Below are 15,498 nucleotides of genomic sequence, written 5' to 3'. Positions count from 1 at the left end.
TGACGATCGGGAAGAGGGACACGGCCAATCACGTAGGTTGGCGCTGTCCCATCGGTATCTCCAACGAAAACCCCGGCCAATGGCCGAGGTTCGCTTTGGAAGATCATGCGGCTTCTATTCCGCCGGCGATGGTTTCTTGCGGAACATCGCCGCCAGATTGTCCCACAATTCGATCTTGGCGCCCTGGCGCTTCATGATCACGCCCTGCTGCAGGATCGAGAGCAGGTTGTTCCAGGCCCAGTAGATGACGAGGCCGGCCGGGAAGCTGCCCATCATGAAGGTGAAGATCACCGGCATCCAGGTGAAGACCGCGGCCTGCGTCGGATCCGGCGGCGCCGGGTTCATGCGCATCTGCAGGAACATGGTGATGCCCATCACCACCGCCCAGGCGCCAAGATGCGGCAGGAAGGCCGGCGGCGCGAAGGGCAGCAGGCCGAACAGGTTGAACACCGAGGTCGGATCGGGCGCGGCAAGGTCGTGGATCCAGCCGAAGAACGGCGCGTGCCGCATCTCGATGGTGATGTAGAGCACCTTGTAGAGCGAGAAGAACACCGGGATCTGCAGCGCCACCGGCCAGCAGCCGGCCAGCGGATTGATCTTTTCGGTCTTGTAGAGCTCCATCATCGCCTGCTGCTGCTTCATCTTGTCGTCCGCGTATTTCTCGCGGATCTCCAGCATCTTCGGCTGCACCTTCTTCATGTTCGCCATCGACGCGTAGGACCGGTTGGCTAAGGGAAAGAAGATGGCCTTGACGATGACGGTGGTGGCGAGGATCGCCAGCCCGAAATTACCGAAGAATTTGTACAGCGTGTCGATGAGGTAGAACATCGGCTTGGTTATCCAGATGAACCAACCCCAGTCGATCAGGCGATCGAACAGCCGGATGTTCCGGTCCTGAGCGTATGCGTTGACCTTGTTGACTTCCTTGGCTCCGGCAAAGATCTCCGTCTCGACTGTTGTCGATTGCCCCGGCCCGACCGCGATTGCATCGGTCATGAAATCGGACTGATAGCTGTGACGAAGCCCGTTGTTGATGTCGACATAGGAGTAGCTGGGCTGGAACGGCTGCTTCTCCGAAGGGATCAGCGTCACGGCCCAGTATTTGTCGGTGATACCGAGCCAGCCGTCGGTCGACTTTCCGGGCTTAACCTGCTTGTCCTTCTCGATCGCCGCGTATTTGTGCTCCTGCAGGCCTTCGCTGCCGGTGACGCCAATGAGACCCTCGTGCAGCACATAGGTGCTGGCGACGGCCGGCTTATCGAAACGGGCGACGCGGCCGTAATTGAACAGCGAGACGGCGGCGCTGCCGGTATTCTGAACGGTGTCGGAAACCGTGAACATATAGTCGTTGTCGACCGAGAAGGTGCGCTTGAAGACCAATCCCTTGTCGTTGGTGAAAGTGAGCGTCACCGGCGTCGAGGGGCTCAGCGTCGCATTGCCGTCAACACTCCACACCGTCTTCGGCCCGGGCAGCGCGCCGACATTGCTGTCGCCGACGAAACCGATCTCGGCGAAATAGCCGTTCGACAACGGCTCCGGGTTGAGCAACTGGATCTGGGGTGAATTCTTGTCGACAGTCTCGGTGTAGTGCTTGAGCTTGAGATCGTCGAGGCGGGCGCCGGTAAGGTTGATCGAGCCCGACAGGCTGGGCGTATCGATCTTGACGCGCGTGGTTGCGGCGAGCGCCTGCTGCAGATTTGCCGGTGCCGAGCCGTCGACGCCTGGAGTATTGGGAATGCTGCCTTGCGGCGTTGCCGATGTGGCAGCGCCGGTCGGATTGGCGCCACCCGCTTCCTTCTTCTGCGCTTCGGCGCGCTGCTGCTCGATGCGGGCCTGCTCGCGCTGCTGTTCCATGCGCGGGTTCATGTAGAACACCTGCCACAGCGTCAGGATCAGCACCGACAGCGCGATGGTGATGAAGAAATTGCGGTTGTTTTCCATCGAAAGCCCTTGGCCTATCGTGTTCCGCGCAGCCGGCGGGAAAGCTCGGCCTTCAACTGGCCGAACGAAACGGCAAGCACGTCTTCGCGCCCGACGATGACATAGTCATTACCGGGCGCCATGTCATCGGCGGCATGCATGCGCACGGCTTCTCTCAGCCGCCGCCGGACGCGGTTGCGCATCACGGCGTTGCCGACCTTCTTGGTGACGGTGTAGCCGACACGCGGCGAAAGGTCGTCGCCACGGTCGAGAACCTCGACGAGAAAAAGCCGCCCGCGGCGCTTCTCGCCGCCGCGCGCAGCCAGGAAATCCGCGCGTTTCAGAAGCCGCCCGGGAGTCTGTCCCTTTGGCTTGCCGGTTGCGGGCAACGATCTCGTCTTTCGTTCAGGCGCTGAGCCGCTTGCGGCCGCGGTTGCGGCGGGCTGCGACGACACCGCGGCCACCCTTGGTGGCCATGCGGGCACGGAAACCGTGCCGGCGCTTGCGGACGAGTTTGGACGGTTGGTAGGTACGCTTCATTTGTTTTAATACCGCGGCGTGCGGCCCTTCTTGATTCTGTCACTTTGTAACAGGAGCTTTCGCCCAGCCGGTTTTAGGCGCGATCGAAACCGCGCCGGGACGAATGGCCCGAGCGTGAGCGGGCTTATAGAAAGAAGGTTTTTGGAAGTCAATCCAGCCTGCCGCGGGCGATTTTTTTGCGACGTCGGGGGCGAAATTGGCAAAAAAGCCGCAAATCGCATAACCTTGCCCCATCAAGCCTTCGTGAAGACCGCGTCATGACGAGTGAAATCCAGTCCACGGATGAAAAGGCACGCCCGGCGGCTGAGAGCTCGCCGCGCCGGGTGCCGCTGTCGCGCGGCCTGTCGACCAAGCTTCTTTTTCTCACCATCGTCTTCGTGCTGCTCGCCGAAATCCTGATCTTCCTGCCCTGGATCGCCAGCTACCGGGTGAACTGGCTGAAGGAACGGCTGAGCACCGCCGCGGCCGTCTCGATCGTGTTGCTGCAGGGCGAGCCCAACTCGCTGTCGCACACCGCCCAGAACGACGTGCTGATGGCGATCGGCGCCAAGGCGATCGCGGTGCGCGACGGCGGCGTCTCGCGGCTGCTGGTCGTGGCCGACATGCCGCCGAAGGTCGACGAGCATGTCGACATCGCCAATGTCGGCCTGGTCAACGGCATGACAGGCGCGCTGGAAACGCTGTTCGCCGGCGGCAACCGCATGCTGCGCGTCTTCGGTCCGGTCGGCGACAGCGACAAGGAATTCGAGCTGATCATGCCGGACTACAGCCTGCGCAACGCGATGCTGCGCTATTCGCGCAACGTCGCCGTCGTCTCGCTGCTTATCTCGCTGTTCACCGCCATGCTCGTCTATGCGGCGATCGACCTCATCATGATCGGCCCGATCCGCACCATGACGCGCTCGATCCTGTCCTTCTCCGAAGCGCCCGACGATCCCGGTCGCATCATCTGCCCGACCGAGCGCGCCGACGAGATCGGCGTCGCCGAGCGCGAGCTGGCGCAGATGCAGGATCGGCTGCAAAAAATGCTCTCCGAGCAGAAGCACCTCGCCGACCTCGGTCTCGCGGTGTCGAAGATCAACCACGACATGCGCAATATCCTCGCTTCCGCGCAGCTGATGTCGGACCGCCTGCGCCAGGTGAAGGATCCGACCGTGCAGTCCTTCGCGCCGAAGCTTTTGCGCGCGCTCGACCGCGCCGTCGCCTATTCGGAAGGCGTGCTCGCCTATGGCCGCACGCAGGAGCCGGCGCCGTCGCGCCGCCGCTTGCGGCTGCGCCAGCTGGTCGACGACGTGCACGGCCTGCTCGACATCGAGGAAGGCATCGAGTTCATCAACGCCGTCGAGCACACCTTCGAGGTCGACGCCGATTCCGATCAGCTGTTCCGCGTGCTCACCAATCTGTGCCGCAATTCGGTGCAGGCGATGGCCGCCGATACCGAGAGCGCGGTGGTGCGCCGGCTGGCTGTCTCGGCCGAGCGCTCGGGCAGCGTCAGCCGCATCACCGTCACCGACACCGGCCCCGGCCTGCCGCCGAAAGCGCGCGAGAACCTGTTCGCCGCCTTCCGCGGTTCGGCGCGCAGCGGCGGCACCGGCCTTGGCCTGGCGATCGCCCATGAGCTGATCCGTGCCCATGGCGGATCGGTGGAGCTCGTCGAATCGATCGGCGGCCGCACGGTCTTCGCCGTCACCATCCCCGACCAGCCGGTGCGGCTCGACCAGGCGCGTAACGGCCTGCGCCGCCCCGCTTGACCGCAACCATCCCAACGACGGCGCCGGTTCCGTCCTGAACGACGCCGTCGGAGGCTCAGCCGCAATGCCTGCGACAAAACTTTTGCCGGATCGGCTTGCTTTTCCGAAATTCAGTCGTTAGGGAACACTCCACATCGCGGCCGGCCGTCTCGACCGGATCGCGGGGCTTGTGTCTTACACGGCCTGTTGCGCGCCCGTAGCTCAGCTGGATAGAGCACCAGACTACGAATCTGGGGGTCAGGAGTTCGAATCTCTTCGGGCGCGCCAACAAATTCCAGATGTTGGCCGGACGTTGAAGGCATTTCAGTGTTCCTGGCAGTCGCGGAAGCACGGGAACTTCCGCGTGGCCAGCGGTCCTAAACATTGTCCCTTGAACGAAGCGGCCTAAAGAACGCTCGGATTTCCTCGGTCAGCGCTTCGGGTTGCTCGAGTGCAGCGAAATGACCGCCCGCGGGCATGCAGGTCCAGCGCACAACGTTGAGCGCACGCTCGACCCAAGAACGCGGGGGCATGGGCAGCTCGCGCGGAAAGACTGACACTCCGAACGGCACGCCAACCCGCTCGCCTACCTCGAAGGCCAGCGGCTGAGAGCGCAGTTCCTTGTAAAGTCGCAACGATGCAGAGATGTTGCCTGAGAACCAGTAGATCGAAACGTCGGTGAGCAGCGTGTCGATAGGTATCGCTCGCTCGAGTTCGCCGCCGCAATCGCTCCAGGCGCGAAATTTCTCGGCAATCCAGGCAGCAAGACCGATGGGACTGTCGGAGAGCGCGAAGGCCAGGGTTAGCGGCTTGGTGGCCTGGAGCGCCGCGTAGGCGCCCTCAGCTGCCGCGAAGGCCGCCGCCTTGTCGAGGAAGGCCGTCTCTTCGGCGGATAAGGGCGCGGTGCTTTTATCCCGACCCGGACGGAAGCTGCCGGGGATATAGTTGAGGTGGACGCCGACGAGGCTTTCCGGAAAACTGCGCGCCAGCCAGCACGAGACACCCGCGCCGATGTCGCCGCCTTGGGCTGCGAAGCGGTCATAGCCAAGTCCGGCCATGAGTTCTCGCCATATGGCGGCAATCTCCCGAGCACTGACGCCCGGAGCGGCAGGCGCTTGGGAGAAGCCGTAGCCGGGCAGCGATGGCACGACGACGTGGAACGCATCGCCGGGATCGCCGCCATTGGCACCCGGATCGGCCAAAAGTGGAATGATGCGCTCCATCTCCGCGAATGAACCCGGCCAGCCATGTGTCAGGACGAGTGGCATGGGCGCAGGTCCCACCCCGGGCTGGTGGACGAAGTGGATGCCGAGGCCTCGGATCGTCGAAACATACTGCGGCAGCCTGTTCAGCCGACCCTCCTGCATCCTCCAGTCGAACTGGTGCAGCCAGTGATCTCGCAGACGCTTGAGGAACGAAAGGCTGGTGCCGTCCTCCCAGCTATCTGCATCGATCGAACCGGGCCAATGACTGTTCCACAGGCGACGGTGCAGGTCCTCTATGGCTTCGTCGGCTACGTGGATCGTGAAAGGACGGCTTTCCATACAGGCCTCACGAAGGTTGTCGAAGTCGCTACGCAGAACAGCGCACCAATCTGCCGGCACCGCGCCGAGTGTCGCGGCCGGGTCCAAGCTCCCATGGCCTACAACACGTCGATCACGCGATACTTGCTCTCGAACGCCGGCATCTGCCAGCTCCAGTCGTGCGAATCGCAGGTCCACCCACGCCGCAGCATGACGTCGGGGCCGCACCCCACGTCGGTGAAGAATAGCCGAGCGGTGCGCCGCTCCTGCCCGACTGCGGGCGCGGCAATCGCCGTGCCGGCACCAAATTACGGCGACCGCTGTCGTTGCTCCCATCAATCCCAGCAACCTGCGCCGGGAAAGTTCAAGACCTTCGTTTGCCATGCGACCTCGGCCGGGCCGGACTCCGGCTCGGACAACTAGACAAGTTCAATCACTTCCGGTCCGCCTTGGGCGGTCATCACCACCGCTTTCATCGTGATGTCTCTGTAGCGGCCTTCTCGATCAGCCGCGCCACCGGTTCAGGGTGCGATACCATAACTACATGCGAGGCGCCCTTGATGACCACGGTATCCCGAGAGTGGCCCCGGGCAGCCATGAATGCCAAGGCTTGCGCCGGTATGTTCTTGTCGCCGTCCCCGTAGACGAACCAGGTTGGAAGCTTTTTCCACGCTGCTTCAGTTTGGATTTCGCTCAGCGCAGCTTCTGCAACAGGCCTCTGCCCCGCGGCCATCAGCCTGGCTTCGGCTTCGGAGACGTCGGCGGCGAACTGATCGTGGAACTTATCCTGCTGAATGTAGAGGTCCTTCCCACCGCTTGACAGGGTGACCGGCGGCGCGAGGGTCGGACCGAGCGAGCTGCCGGGAAATTTGCCGGCGAGTTGCGCGGCGGTCTCGCCCGCATCCGGCGCGAAGGCCGCGACATAAACCAGTGCCTTGACGTTCGCATGGCCTTCGGCCGCGTCGCTGATGACCGAGCCGCCGTAGGAATGGCCAACGAGGACGACAGGCGATTTGATGGAGCCAAGGATGTCGGCGACGTAGCCAGCGTCACTTTTGACCCCACGCAGCGGATTGGCGACGGCTACGACAGGATAGCCATCCTTCTCCAGGATTTTGACGACGCCGTTCCAGCTCGACGAATCCGCGAACGCGCCGTGAACCAAAACGACGGTGGGTTTGTTGGCCTGCGCATATGCGTTGCCGAACAAGGCGCTGGCGATTGCCAAGGCTGCAAGCAGTGTTTTCATCTCGATGTCCTTTGACGGTTGATTGGTTGGACTTTGGCGCAAGCCGCGCGAAGACGTAATCGTGACCCTGAGCGCGCGGGGGCTAGAACCGGTCGACGTCGATGACTGCCTGGGCGAAGGCCTGTGGTGCCTCCTGCGGCAGGTTGTGCCCGATGCCGCCCGTGATCAGCCGGTGTTCGTATTTGCCGGAAAATCTTTTGGCGTAGGCACCGGGGGCTGGATGCGGCGCGCCATTGGCATCGCCTTCCATCGTGATCGTCGGCACACCGATCGTCGGAACCGTGGCGAGCTTTCTTTCCAGGTCGTCGTATCTGGGTTCGCCTGCGGCCAAGCCGAGGCGCCACCGGTAATTGTGGATGACGATGTCGACATGGTCCGGATTGGCGAAGGCTGCCGCGCTTCGCGCGAAGGTGGCGTCGTCGAACTTCCATTGCGGCGACGCGAGCCGCCAGATCAGCTTGGCGAAGTCGTCCGTGTTTTTCGCGTAGCCTGCGCGGCCGCGCTCGGTGGCGAAATAGAACTGATACCACCATTGCAGCTCGGCCTGCGGTGGCAGCGGCGCCATGTTGGCCGCCTGGCTGCCGATCAGATATCCGCTGACGGACACCATGGCCTTGCAGCGCTCCGGCCACAGCGCGGCGACGATGTTGGCAGTCCGCGCCCCCCAGTCGTAGCCTGCGACGACCGCCCTCTGGATGGCGAGGGCATCCATCAAGGCGATGATGTCGACGGCGAGCGCCGCCTGCTGGCCGTTTCGGACGGTGGCGTCCGACAGGAAGCGCGTCGTGCCGTAGCCACGGAGATAGGGCATGATCACGCGGTATCCTGCGGCCGCAAGCAGCGGCGCGACATCGACATAGCTATAGATGTCATAGGGCCAGCCGTGCAGGAGGATGACCGGGGGGCCGCCTGCAGGGCCGTCCTCGGCATATCCGATGTTCAGCAGGCCGGCGTCGATTTGCTTCAGGGAAGCAAAAGAGGTCCTGGGCTGTATGGAGGCGGAAGCGGCGGCGTCTGTCTGGCCACCTTGCGCTCTCGCGCCGCTGATCGCGCCGAGTTGCGCAGCCGCGAAGGTCGCTGCGGCGATGCCGAACAGGCGTCGGCGGGAATGGTCGATCTCTTCTGGAGTTCTGATTGCGTTCATTGGTAAACCGCCTTGCTGTGAGGTTTTGGCCAACTCCGACCCGACGGTCGGCATGAGGCTAGACCAGGTTGATTTCGACATCGATGTTGCCGCGCGTGGCCTTCGAGTAGGGACAGGTCTGATGGGCTGCATCGACGACCGCTCGTGCGACGTTGCGATCGAGACCTGGCAGACTCACGCTGAGACGCGCGCCGAGGAAGTAGGCGCCTTCGTCGACGTTGAGGTCCACCTCTGCGTCGATTGCCGTTCCGGCGGGCAGCGCGACGTTCATCTTGCGGGCGGCGATCGCCATCGCGCCCTCGAAGCAGGCCGACCAGCCCGCGGCAAACAGCTGCTCGGGATTGGTGCCGCTGCCCGGGCCTCCGGGTGGCGAGAGCCGGATGTCCAGCCTCCCGTCGGAGCTGCGAGATGCTCCGTTCCGGCCACCGGCGGTGCGGACTTTTCCGGTATAGAGTTTGTTTGTTTGTGCGGGCATGATCACTCTCCGTTGGTCAATGGAAGGCTGTGCTGCTTCGATACATAGAGAGAGGTCGCCCTGCTTGCCCGTTATGCGTTATGAGGAGCTGTTAGTGCTCGCCAGCAGCAGCAAGTCCCGCCGCAGATCGTCACCCGGCGTGGCGGATCTGTCCTGAGGGAAGGCCTTCTGCGAGCCAGGATCTTCCTCAATCAGGCGAAGGATGACCCCATGATACTGTCGGAGCCGCGACAAGCGACATGATTTCATTTGGTCCCTTCACCCTGGTTGCGAACGAACGACTCCTTCTGCGCCAGGGCGTGCCGGTTGATCTCGGTGCACGCGCCTTCGACATCCTGGCGACCATGGCTGCCCGCCCAAACGAGGTCGTCAGTAAGAAGGACCTGCTGGCCCATGTCTGGCCCGATGTCACCGTGGAGGAGGGCAGCCTGCGATTTCACATGGCCAACCTGCGAAAAGCCCTGGGGGACGGCAAGGACGGCGCGCGCTACATCGCGACCTTGGCCGGACGAGGCTACTGCTTTGTGGCGCCAATCTCGCGATCGGGCAGTCGGAACGACGTGCAGAGGGAGGTCGCCGCCAGCTATCACGCCGATCTACCAAGCCGGCTCATTCGGATGGTGGGGCGGGCCGATGATGCTATCGCGCTTTCAACCCAGCTCATTGCCACGCGCTTCGTCACAATCGTTGGCACCGGTGGGGTCGGCAAGACCACTGTTGCGGTGTCGGTGGGACATGATCTGATCGAGATGTTCGCTGGCGCCGTGCATTTCGTCGATCTAGGCGCGCTCAGCGATTCCAGCCTGGTCGCGACCACAGTGGCCTCGACGCTCGGGCTGTCACCACAGTCCGACGACGCCATCCCCGAGCTGATCGCCTGTCTGGTGGGGCGGCGGACCCTCCTGATCCTCGATACCTGCGAGCATGTCATCGATGCGGCTGCAGACCTGGCAACCCGTATCTTCGCCAACACGCCGCAGACTCACATCCTCGCGACGAGCCGCGAGCCGCTTCAAGTCGAAGGGGAGAACGTTTACAAGCTGGCGCCGCTGGCATACCCGCCGGACGATCCGGAGCTCACGGTGTCAGTTGCGCAGGGCTTCCCCGCATCCCAGCTTTTCGTAGAACGCGCCGCGGCGAGCGGCGCTCGCCTCGATCTCGACGATGCAGATGCCAAGGTCGTGGCCAACATATGCCGGAAGCTTGACGGCATGCCGCTCGCGATTGAGCTGGCGGCCGGACGGGTTGCGAGCTACGGCCTTCACAAGACAGCGGCCCTTCTCGACGAACGACTGACTCTGCTGTGGCCGGGGCAGCGCACCGCGCCGCCGCGCCAGAAGACCCTCCAGGCCACTTTGGACTGGAGCTTCGGGCTTCTGTCCGAGTTCGAGCGTCTAGTGCTTCGCCGGCTCGCCGTGTTCGTTGGCCACTTTTCGATTGAGGCCGCCCTGGCGATCGTGACGAGCCGCACCGCTGACGAGACTCTGGTGTTTGGTGCCATCGACAGCCTCGTAGCCAAGTCGATGGTCGCGGCAAGACCCGCTGGTGCAACAATGCGGTATCGGCTGCTCGATACGACGCGGGCCTATGCCCTCCATCTCGACGTCCACGATGCCGAACTCACGGAGCTGGCCACCCGCCACGTCACCTACTATCTGCGATGGCTGGAGGAAACTGGAACTGAATGGCCGACCTTGTCGAGTGCGGCACAGCGGGCTCTCCACCTCGCCGGCATTGCGAATGTGCGAGCGGCCTTGGAATGGTGCTTCGGGCCTAACGGGAACACTCAACTCGGCATCCGGCTCGCCACTGCCGCAGCTCCAGTCTTCCTGTCGATGTCCTTGCTCACCGAATGCCACCGCTGGGCTGCCCAGGCAATTCTCGCTCTGGACGACAGCACGGATGGAGGGCCCGACGAGATGCGTCTTCAGGCGGCCTCGGGTGTATCCCTGATGTTCACGCGTGGAGGACAGGACGCTGCGCGTGCGGCCTTGAAGAGAAGCCTCGCCATTGCCGAGGAGCGAGGCAATGGGCTCGATCAGCTCCAGGTTTTGGGTCCATTGCAGATGTTCCACCTGCGCACGGGAGGGTTCAGGACGGCGCTCAGCTATGCGGAGCGCTGCTCCGTCATCGCTGGCACTCTTGAGGACTCGGTCTCCACGACATTGGCGCATTCTTTGATGGGAATTTCGCTCCATCTGAACGGAGAGCATGAGCGTGCGCGGACTGCGCTCGAAGAGGCGCTGCGATGCGGCCCTCGTTCTGACCTGACCACGACGAACTATCTCGGCTTTGACGGCAGAATTCTCGCCGGCGCGATCCTGGCCAGGACACACTGGCTGCAAGGCTATCCGGATCGCGCGGTGGAGCGTGCGCTGCTGACAGTCAAGGATGCGGAAACGTTAGACCATCCGCTAACGCTCTCCATCGCTCTGGTCTGGGCAGTTTCCGTGTTGGTCTGGGTCGGTGATTTCGACCGGGCGGAGGAGCATATAAATCGTCTTTTCTCCTGCGCCGAGCTGCACTCTCTCAGGCCCTACCTCACAGTCGGGCGGGGCTTCCAAGGAGAACTTGCCATTCGTCGAGGCGATGCAGAAAGCGGGGTTCGGAGCCTGCAACGCGTTCTTCAGGACCTTCACGCAGCCCCATACGAACTGCTCACAACGCCGCTCAGCATCGCGCTCGTTCAAGGTTTCGCCGCGACGGGCCAGTTCGCGGAAGCCCTCGCACTAGTCAACAAGACAATCCGATCGGTCGAGGCAAATGGGGATCTTTGCTACATGCCGGAGTTGCTGCGCGTGAAGGGAAGCCTTGTTCGCGTAACCAAGCCCGGTGCTGATGACGAGGTGGAAATGTATTTCAGGCGGTCGCTCGAAATGAGCCGTGGTCACGGCTCGCGGGGGTGGGAGTTGCGCGCCACGATCGATTTGGCAGCTCTTCTGGCTGATCGCACCCAACACGAAAGCGCCCAAGCTTTACTCCAACCGCTGTTCGAGCGTTTCGCAGAGGGCTTGGATACGGCTGATCTGAAGTCTGCCGCCTGCCTGCTAGCGACCCTGCGCTAGATGGACGCCGCAGACTAACGCTACAAATTAAATTAGTCTGCGGAAATTCGCTCGCCCCGCTGCATCCGCGTTCGAGTCGCGGCGGGTGCGCCATTTGGTGACGCCGATGATCGGCGTCGTGCCGTTGGCGATGGCCCACGCCGTCGCAACTTCGGGCGGCCGCTGCGACGCCTGATACACCGGAGCCGTGGTTCAGGCGGACAAGCTATGGTTCAACTCGAAGAGATTGCCCCATGGATCCAGGAAGAACGCGCCTCGGCGCTGGATCGCGCTGAAGTCCACCGGGCCAGCGATGACGTCGACTCCGCGGCGCCGCAGTTCAGCGACCGCATCGTCGACGCTGTCAACGTGGAAGCACAGATGGTGCCAGCCATGGAGGCCGAGGGTCGCGTGCAGGTCCTCAGGTCTAGGTCGGTCGACAGCGCCGAGGCCAGCGACGATCTCTATCTCGAAACTGTTGTCGTTCGGCGGTGCGATGAAGGCGAAGGTGAGTCCCATCGCCTCGATGCTGCGCGTGTGCCGGAAATCGAGGACGTCCTGGTACCATCTCAGTGCGGCGTCGAGGTCAGCGACGCGGAGGCCGGCGTGGTCGCCGCGCATCGATTTGAAAGGTGAGGACCCGTTTTGCGGCGGATTGAATAAGGGCATGGTGCGGCCTTTCCAGAGGTTTTGCGCTCTTCGGCGCTTGTAGTGGAGCCGGCGCGGCAACGCCGGGAAGGCGTGGGCGGTTAGGCCAGGCGATCATCCCGCGGAACGAGATGATCGCCTGCCGTCCTGCTCGGAGCGGCGGTCGGAGGTCCTAGCCGAGCTTTAAACCTGCATCGCTTTTTCCCACCAGCCGCGGGTGTTCACGTTGGCGGCGTCGGCGAGGGCTTCCAGCTCCGCGATGTCGTCGCCGGAGAGCGTCATGCTGGTGGCTCGGACCAGACCATCGATGTAGTTGGGCTTGGTGACGCCGATGATCGGCGTCGCGCCCTTGGCGATAGCCCAGGCCGTTGCGACATCGGGAGCTGCTGCACCGTGTTTCTGGCCGATCGCGGCGAGCCTGTCCGTCAGCGCCTTCAGCTGAGGCAGCATGCCATTGTAAGTCTTCGCCCGGTTGGTGCCTTCCGGCAGCGGGTTTTCCGGGCTGTACTTGCCGGTCAAGGCGCCCTGCTCGAGCACCATATAGGCGAAGAACGGGATGCCCTGGCTGCGGCAGTAGTCCAGGATGCCGGCATCCTCGGAGCTGCGGTAGAGGAGGCTATAGTGGTTCTGGACGGCCTCGACCCGGAACCCGGCGTCTCCAAGGATCTGGTTGGCGAGCTCGATTTCGCTCAAATTGTGATTCGAGACGCCGACATGCTTGATCGTCCCGCTCTTCAGCAACGGGATCAGGCGCGGAGTCCACCGCGCCACATCCGCTGGATTGTGAATCCAGTAGATGTCGATGTAGTCGGTGCCGAGGCGTGCCAGGCTCTGCTCCAGCATGTCCGCCATCGGGTCGTCACCGCTTCCCGCGGCCTGCGGGGTGAACTTCGTGGAGAGCTGGTAGTCGCTGCGGGCGTAGCGCTTCAGGACCTCCCCGAGTACGGTCTCCGAACGGCCCATGCCGTAGACCACGGCGGTGTCCCACAGGGTGAAGCCGGCCGCATGCGCCTTGTCCGCGACCTCTTCCAGGCTAGCCCGAGTTAGCGAGCTGCCGAAATAGCCGTCGCCAGTCTCGCCGCTATCGCCCCAGGCCCAGGTGCCGAGTGCGACCGTGGGGATCTTCAGATTATCGGTTGTCATGTTTGCTCTCCATACTTGCTCACCTGCCTCACCAGAGGCTGCGGAAACTATGCTGCGCGGCGACGTCGAACCGTTAGCCCGATGCGCCGGGATTCCTGCCCGATCCTCCAGAAGTCGCGGGGTTCGCATTGTCGCCCCTCCGCGCCCGTGCGATGGTCCGATTCATGGAAACACTGACCGAAATCGCGGCCGTGATTGCCCGGCATGTCTCGAAGGATGGCTTCCAAGCTACTCCCATCGAACGCGTGACGCTTGTTCGATCCTCCACGGTGACGATGCCGATGCCGAATGTCTACCGGCCGCAACTGTGCCTCGTCGCGCAGGGGCAAAAGGAGGTCACGCTGGGCGACCGCGTGTTCAGATACGCACCGGGGCGCTATGGGGTTGTGACCTACGATCTGCCGGCTATAGGCCATGTGGTCGAGGCGACGCCCGACAAGCCCTATCTCTGCCTGTACCTCGATTTCGATCCGGTGATGCTGGGGGACTTGGCGTTGCGCGTGCCGCCGCCGCCGGGAGCGCCCTCTCTGCCCATAGGCAAGACGGTGTCCGACGCCGGCGCCGGTCTGCTCGACGCGGTCCTGCGCCTCGTGCGCCTGCTCGACGATCCGGCGGCGCTGCCCGTGCTCGGGCCACTTGCCGAGCAGGAAATTCTCTACCGCCTGCTCGCCGGCCCGGACGGCGCCAGGATGCGCCATATCACCTCCAGCCAGGGTCGGGTGGCCCAGGTCGGCCGCGCCATCGCCTGGATCGGGCAGAACTTCCGGGAACGGTTCAGCATCGAGCGGCTTGCCGCGGAAGTGGGCATGAGTCCGTCGAGCCTGCACGAGCATTTTCGTGCCGTGACGGCGATGACGCCGCTGCAATTCCAGAAGCAGCTCAGGCTCCAGGACGCGCGCAGCCTGATGCTGGTCCAGGACATCGACACCACGACCGCCGCCTTCCGCGTGGGGTACGAAAGCCCGTCGCAGTTCAGCCGCGAATATCGCCGCCACTTTGGCGAACCGCCGGCGCGCGACATAGCCCGCTTGCGCGCTTCGCCGGGCCTGGCAGTGGTCGCCTGAGGTCAGCCTGCCGACGTCGGCGCATTAAAGCGCATGGAGCGAATCTGAAAGATCGTGACGCGCTTTAAGATCGCTCGCGATAGTGTCGCACATGGTCGATGAGCGCCCTCAGCTTCGGCGTCACGGTGTGGCGGCTGGGGAAGTACAGGAAGAAGCCGGCGAAGGGCGGCAACCAGTCGGAGAGGATCGAGACGAGCTCGCCGCGCTCGAGATGGGGCCGGAAGGTTTCTTCCATGCCGAAGGTAATGCCCCCGCCGGCGAGCGCGGTGCGGATCATCAGGAGCATGTCGTTGGTGGTGATCTGTGGCTCGACCGAGACGTCGAAGGCGCGGCCGTCCTTCTCGAATTCCCAGCGATAGGGCGCGGTGTGCGTCTGCGGCCGCCAGCCGATACAGCGGTGGCGGACGAGATCGCGCGGATGCTCGGGCGTGCCGTGGCGCGCGAGATAGTCCGGCGTCGCCACCGCGACCTGGCGCTGGTCGCCCGTCAGCGGCACCGCGATCATGTCGCGCTCGATGACCTCGCCGAGGCGCACGCCGGCGTCGAAGCCGGCAGCGATGATGTCGAATTCCAGATCGGTCACCGTCACGTCGAGGGTGACGCCGGGATGCGCCTCGCTGAAGGAGGCGATCAGCGGTCCGGACAGGAACCTCTCGGCGATCGAGGTGGCAGCGATCCGCAGCAGGCCGCGGGGCTCCTCCGCAGAGCCGGACGCTGCTTCGAGGGCGTTCGCGATCTCGGCCAGTGGCGCCGAGACCTGGGCCAGGAAGCGCTCGCCGGCCTCGGTCAGGCGCACGCTGCGGGTGCTACGCAGGAACAGCGCCTGGCCGAGCGCGGTCTCCAGGCGCCGCACGCCTTGGCTTATCGCCGAGCGCGTCACCCCAAGCCGGTCGGCCGCAGCGCGGAAGTTACCCGTCTCCGCCACAGCGGCGAACAGCGTGAGGAGGTTGAGATCGATCTGCATTGGTTAGCGTTCCTAACCATAAGATCCAGTTCGCGGCAAGTTAAATCGACAGCG

14 protein-coding genes and 1 tRNA gene are annotated in these 15,498 nt (G+C 63.6%); 5 read left to right on the top strand and 10 right to left on the bottom strand.

Annotated elements, in window-relative coordinates; genetic code table 11:
- Window positions 1-114: 114 nt before the first annotated feature.
- The 4 genes from yidC to QAZ47_RS03150 are packed head-to-tail and all read right to left on the bottom strand — an operon-like array spanning window position 115 to window position 2,694.
- Window positions 115-1,941, bottom strand: coding sequence for a membrane protein insertase YidC (gene yidC / locus QAZ47_RS03165; protein WP_278232479.1), 1,827 nt, complete (start codon window positions 1,939-1,941; stop codon window positions 115-117).
- A gap of 14 nt (window positions 1,942-1,955) precedes the next feature.
- Window positions 1,956-2,309: a ribonuclease P protein component gene (gene rnpA, locus QAZ47_RS03160; RefSeq protein WP_278232478.1), complete on the bottom strand. Its 354-nt coding sequence runs from the start codon at window positions 2,307-2,309 to the stop codon at window positions 1,956-1,958.
- Between the two features lie 16 nt (window positions 2,310-2,325).
- A complete protein-coding gene (gene rpmH, locus QAZ47_RS03155; RefSeq protein WP_008833937.1) occupies window positions 2,326-2,460 on the bottom strand; it encodes a 50S ribosomal protein L34 in 135 nt (44 codons plus the stop codon).
- A gap of 39 nt (window positions 2,461-2,499) precedes the next feature.
- Window positions 2,500-2,694, bottom strand: coding sequence for a hypothetical protein (locus QAZ47_RS03150; protein WP_278232477.1), 195 nt, complete (start codon window positions 2,692-2,694; stop codon window positions 2,500-2,502).
- A 23-nt stretch (window positions 2,695-2,717) separates the two neighbouring features.
- Between QAZ47_RS03150 and QAZ47_RS03145 the strand changes: the two genes are divergently transcribed.
- Window positions 2,718-4,211 carry a HAMP domain-containing sensor histidine kinase gene (locus QAZ47_RS03145; protein WP_278232476.1) on the top strand — a complete coding sequence of 498 codons (1,494 nt, stop codon included), beginning with the start codon at window positions 2,718-2,720 and terminating at the stop codon, window positions 4,209-4,211.
- A 190-nt stretch (window positions 4,212-4,401) separates the two neighbouring features.
- A tRNA-Arg gene (locus QAZ47_RS03140) sits at window positions 4,402-4,478 on the top strand.
- Window positions 4,479-4,567: 89 nt separating this feature from the next.
- On the opposite strand, the gene QAZ47_RS03135 is transcribed toward QAZ47_RS03140, so the two are convergent.
- From QAZ47_RS03135 to QAZ47_RS03120, 4 genes are all read right to left on the bottom strand, one after another.
- Window positions 4,568-5,821, bottom strand: coding sequence for an epoxide hydrolase family protein (locus QAZ47_RS03135; protein WP_347567182.1), 1,254 nt, complete (start codon window positions 5,819-5,821; stop codon window positions 4,568-4,570).
- 364 nt (window positions 5,822-6,185) lie between these two features.
- The gene (locus QAZ47_RS03130) at window positions 6,186-6,962 is read right to left on the bottom strand and encodes an alpha/beta hydrolase (protein ID WP_278232475.1); all 777 of its coding nucleotides are present in this window, start codon (window positions 6,960-6,962) and stop codon (window positions 6,186-6,188) included.
- Window positions 6,963-7,044: 82 nt separating this feature from the next.
- Window positions 7,045-8,106: an alpha/beta hydrolase gene (locus tag QAZ47_RS03125; RefSeq protein ID WP_278205524.1), complete on the bottom strand. Its 1,062-nt coding sequence runs from the start codon at window positions 8,104-8,106 to the stop codon at window positions 7,045-7,047.
- A 58-nt stretch (window positions 8,107-8,164) separates the two neighbouring features.
- Window positions 8,165-8,581: an organic hydroperoxide resistance protein gene (locus tag QAZ47_RS03120; protein WP_278205523.1), complete on the bottom strand. Its 417-nt coding sequence runs from the start codon at window positions 8,579-8,581 to the stop codon at window positions 8,165-8,167.
- Between the two features lie 239 nt (window positions 8,582-8,820).
- Here QAZ47_RS03120 and QAZ47_RS03115 point away from each other — a divergent pair, with 239 nt between their 5' ends.
- A complete protein-coding gene (locus tag QAZ47_RS03115; RefSeq protein WP_278232474.1) occupies window positions 8,821-11,646 on the top strand; it encodes a winged helix-turn-helix domain-containing protein in 2,826 nt (941 codons plus the stop codon).
- Window positions 11,647-11,853: 207 nt separating this feature from the next.
- Window positions 11,854-12,261, top strand: a complete 408-nt coding sequence (locus QAZ47_RS03110; protein ID WP_278232473.1) for a hypothetical protein — start codon at window positions 11,854-11,856, stop codon at window positions 12,259-12,261.
- A gap of 195 nt (window positions 12,262-12,456) precedes the next feature.
- Here QAZ47_RS03110 and QAZ47_RS03105 read toward each other — a convergent pair whose 3' ends face one another.
- Complete coding sequence (locus QAZ47_RS03105; protein ID WP_278232472.1) at window positions 12,457-13,416, bottom strand: aldo/keto reductase; 960 nt, start codon at window positions 13,414-13,416, stop codon at window positions 12,457-12,459.
- Window positions 13,417-13,580: 164 nt separating this feature from the next.
- On the opposite strand from QAZ47_RS03105, the gene QAZ47_RS03100 reads away from it, so the two are divergent.
- Window positions 13,581-14,480 (top strand): AraC family transcriptional regulator, encoded by a 900-nt coding sequence (locus QAZ47_RS03100; RefSeq protein ID WP_278232471.1) that lies wholly within the window; start codon window positions 13,581-13,583, stop codon window positions 14,478-14,480.
- A gap of 64 nt (window positions 14,481-14,544) precedes the next feature.
- On the opposite strand, the gene QAZ47_RS03095 is transcribed toward QAZ47_RS03100, so the two are convergent.
- Complete coding sequence (locus QAZ47_RS03095; RefSeq protein WP_278232470.1) at window positions 14,545-15,444, bottom strand: LysR family transcriptional regulator; 900 nt, start codon at window positions 15,442-15,444, stop codon at window positions 14,545-14,547.
- Between the last annotated feature and the right edge of the window lie 54 nt (window positions 15,445-15,498).

The sequence above is a fragment of the Mesorhizobium sp. WSM4904 genome, assembly GCF_029674545.1.
Lineage (GTDB): Bacteria > Pseudomonadota > Alphaproteobacteria > Rhizobiales > Rhizobiaceae > Mesorhizobium.
Note: the sequence above shows the minus strand (reverse complement) of the source record. Positions and strands in the feature narration are given on the sequence as shown.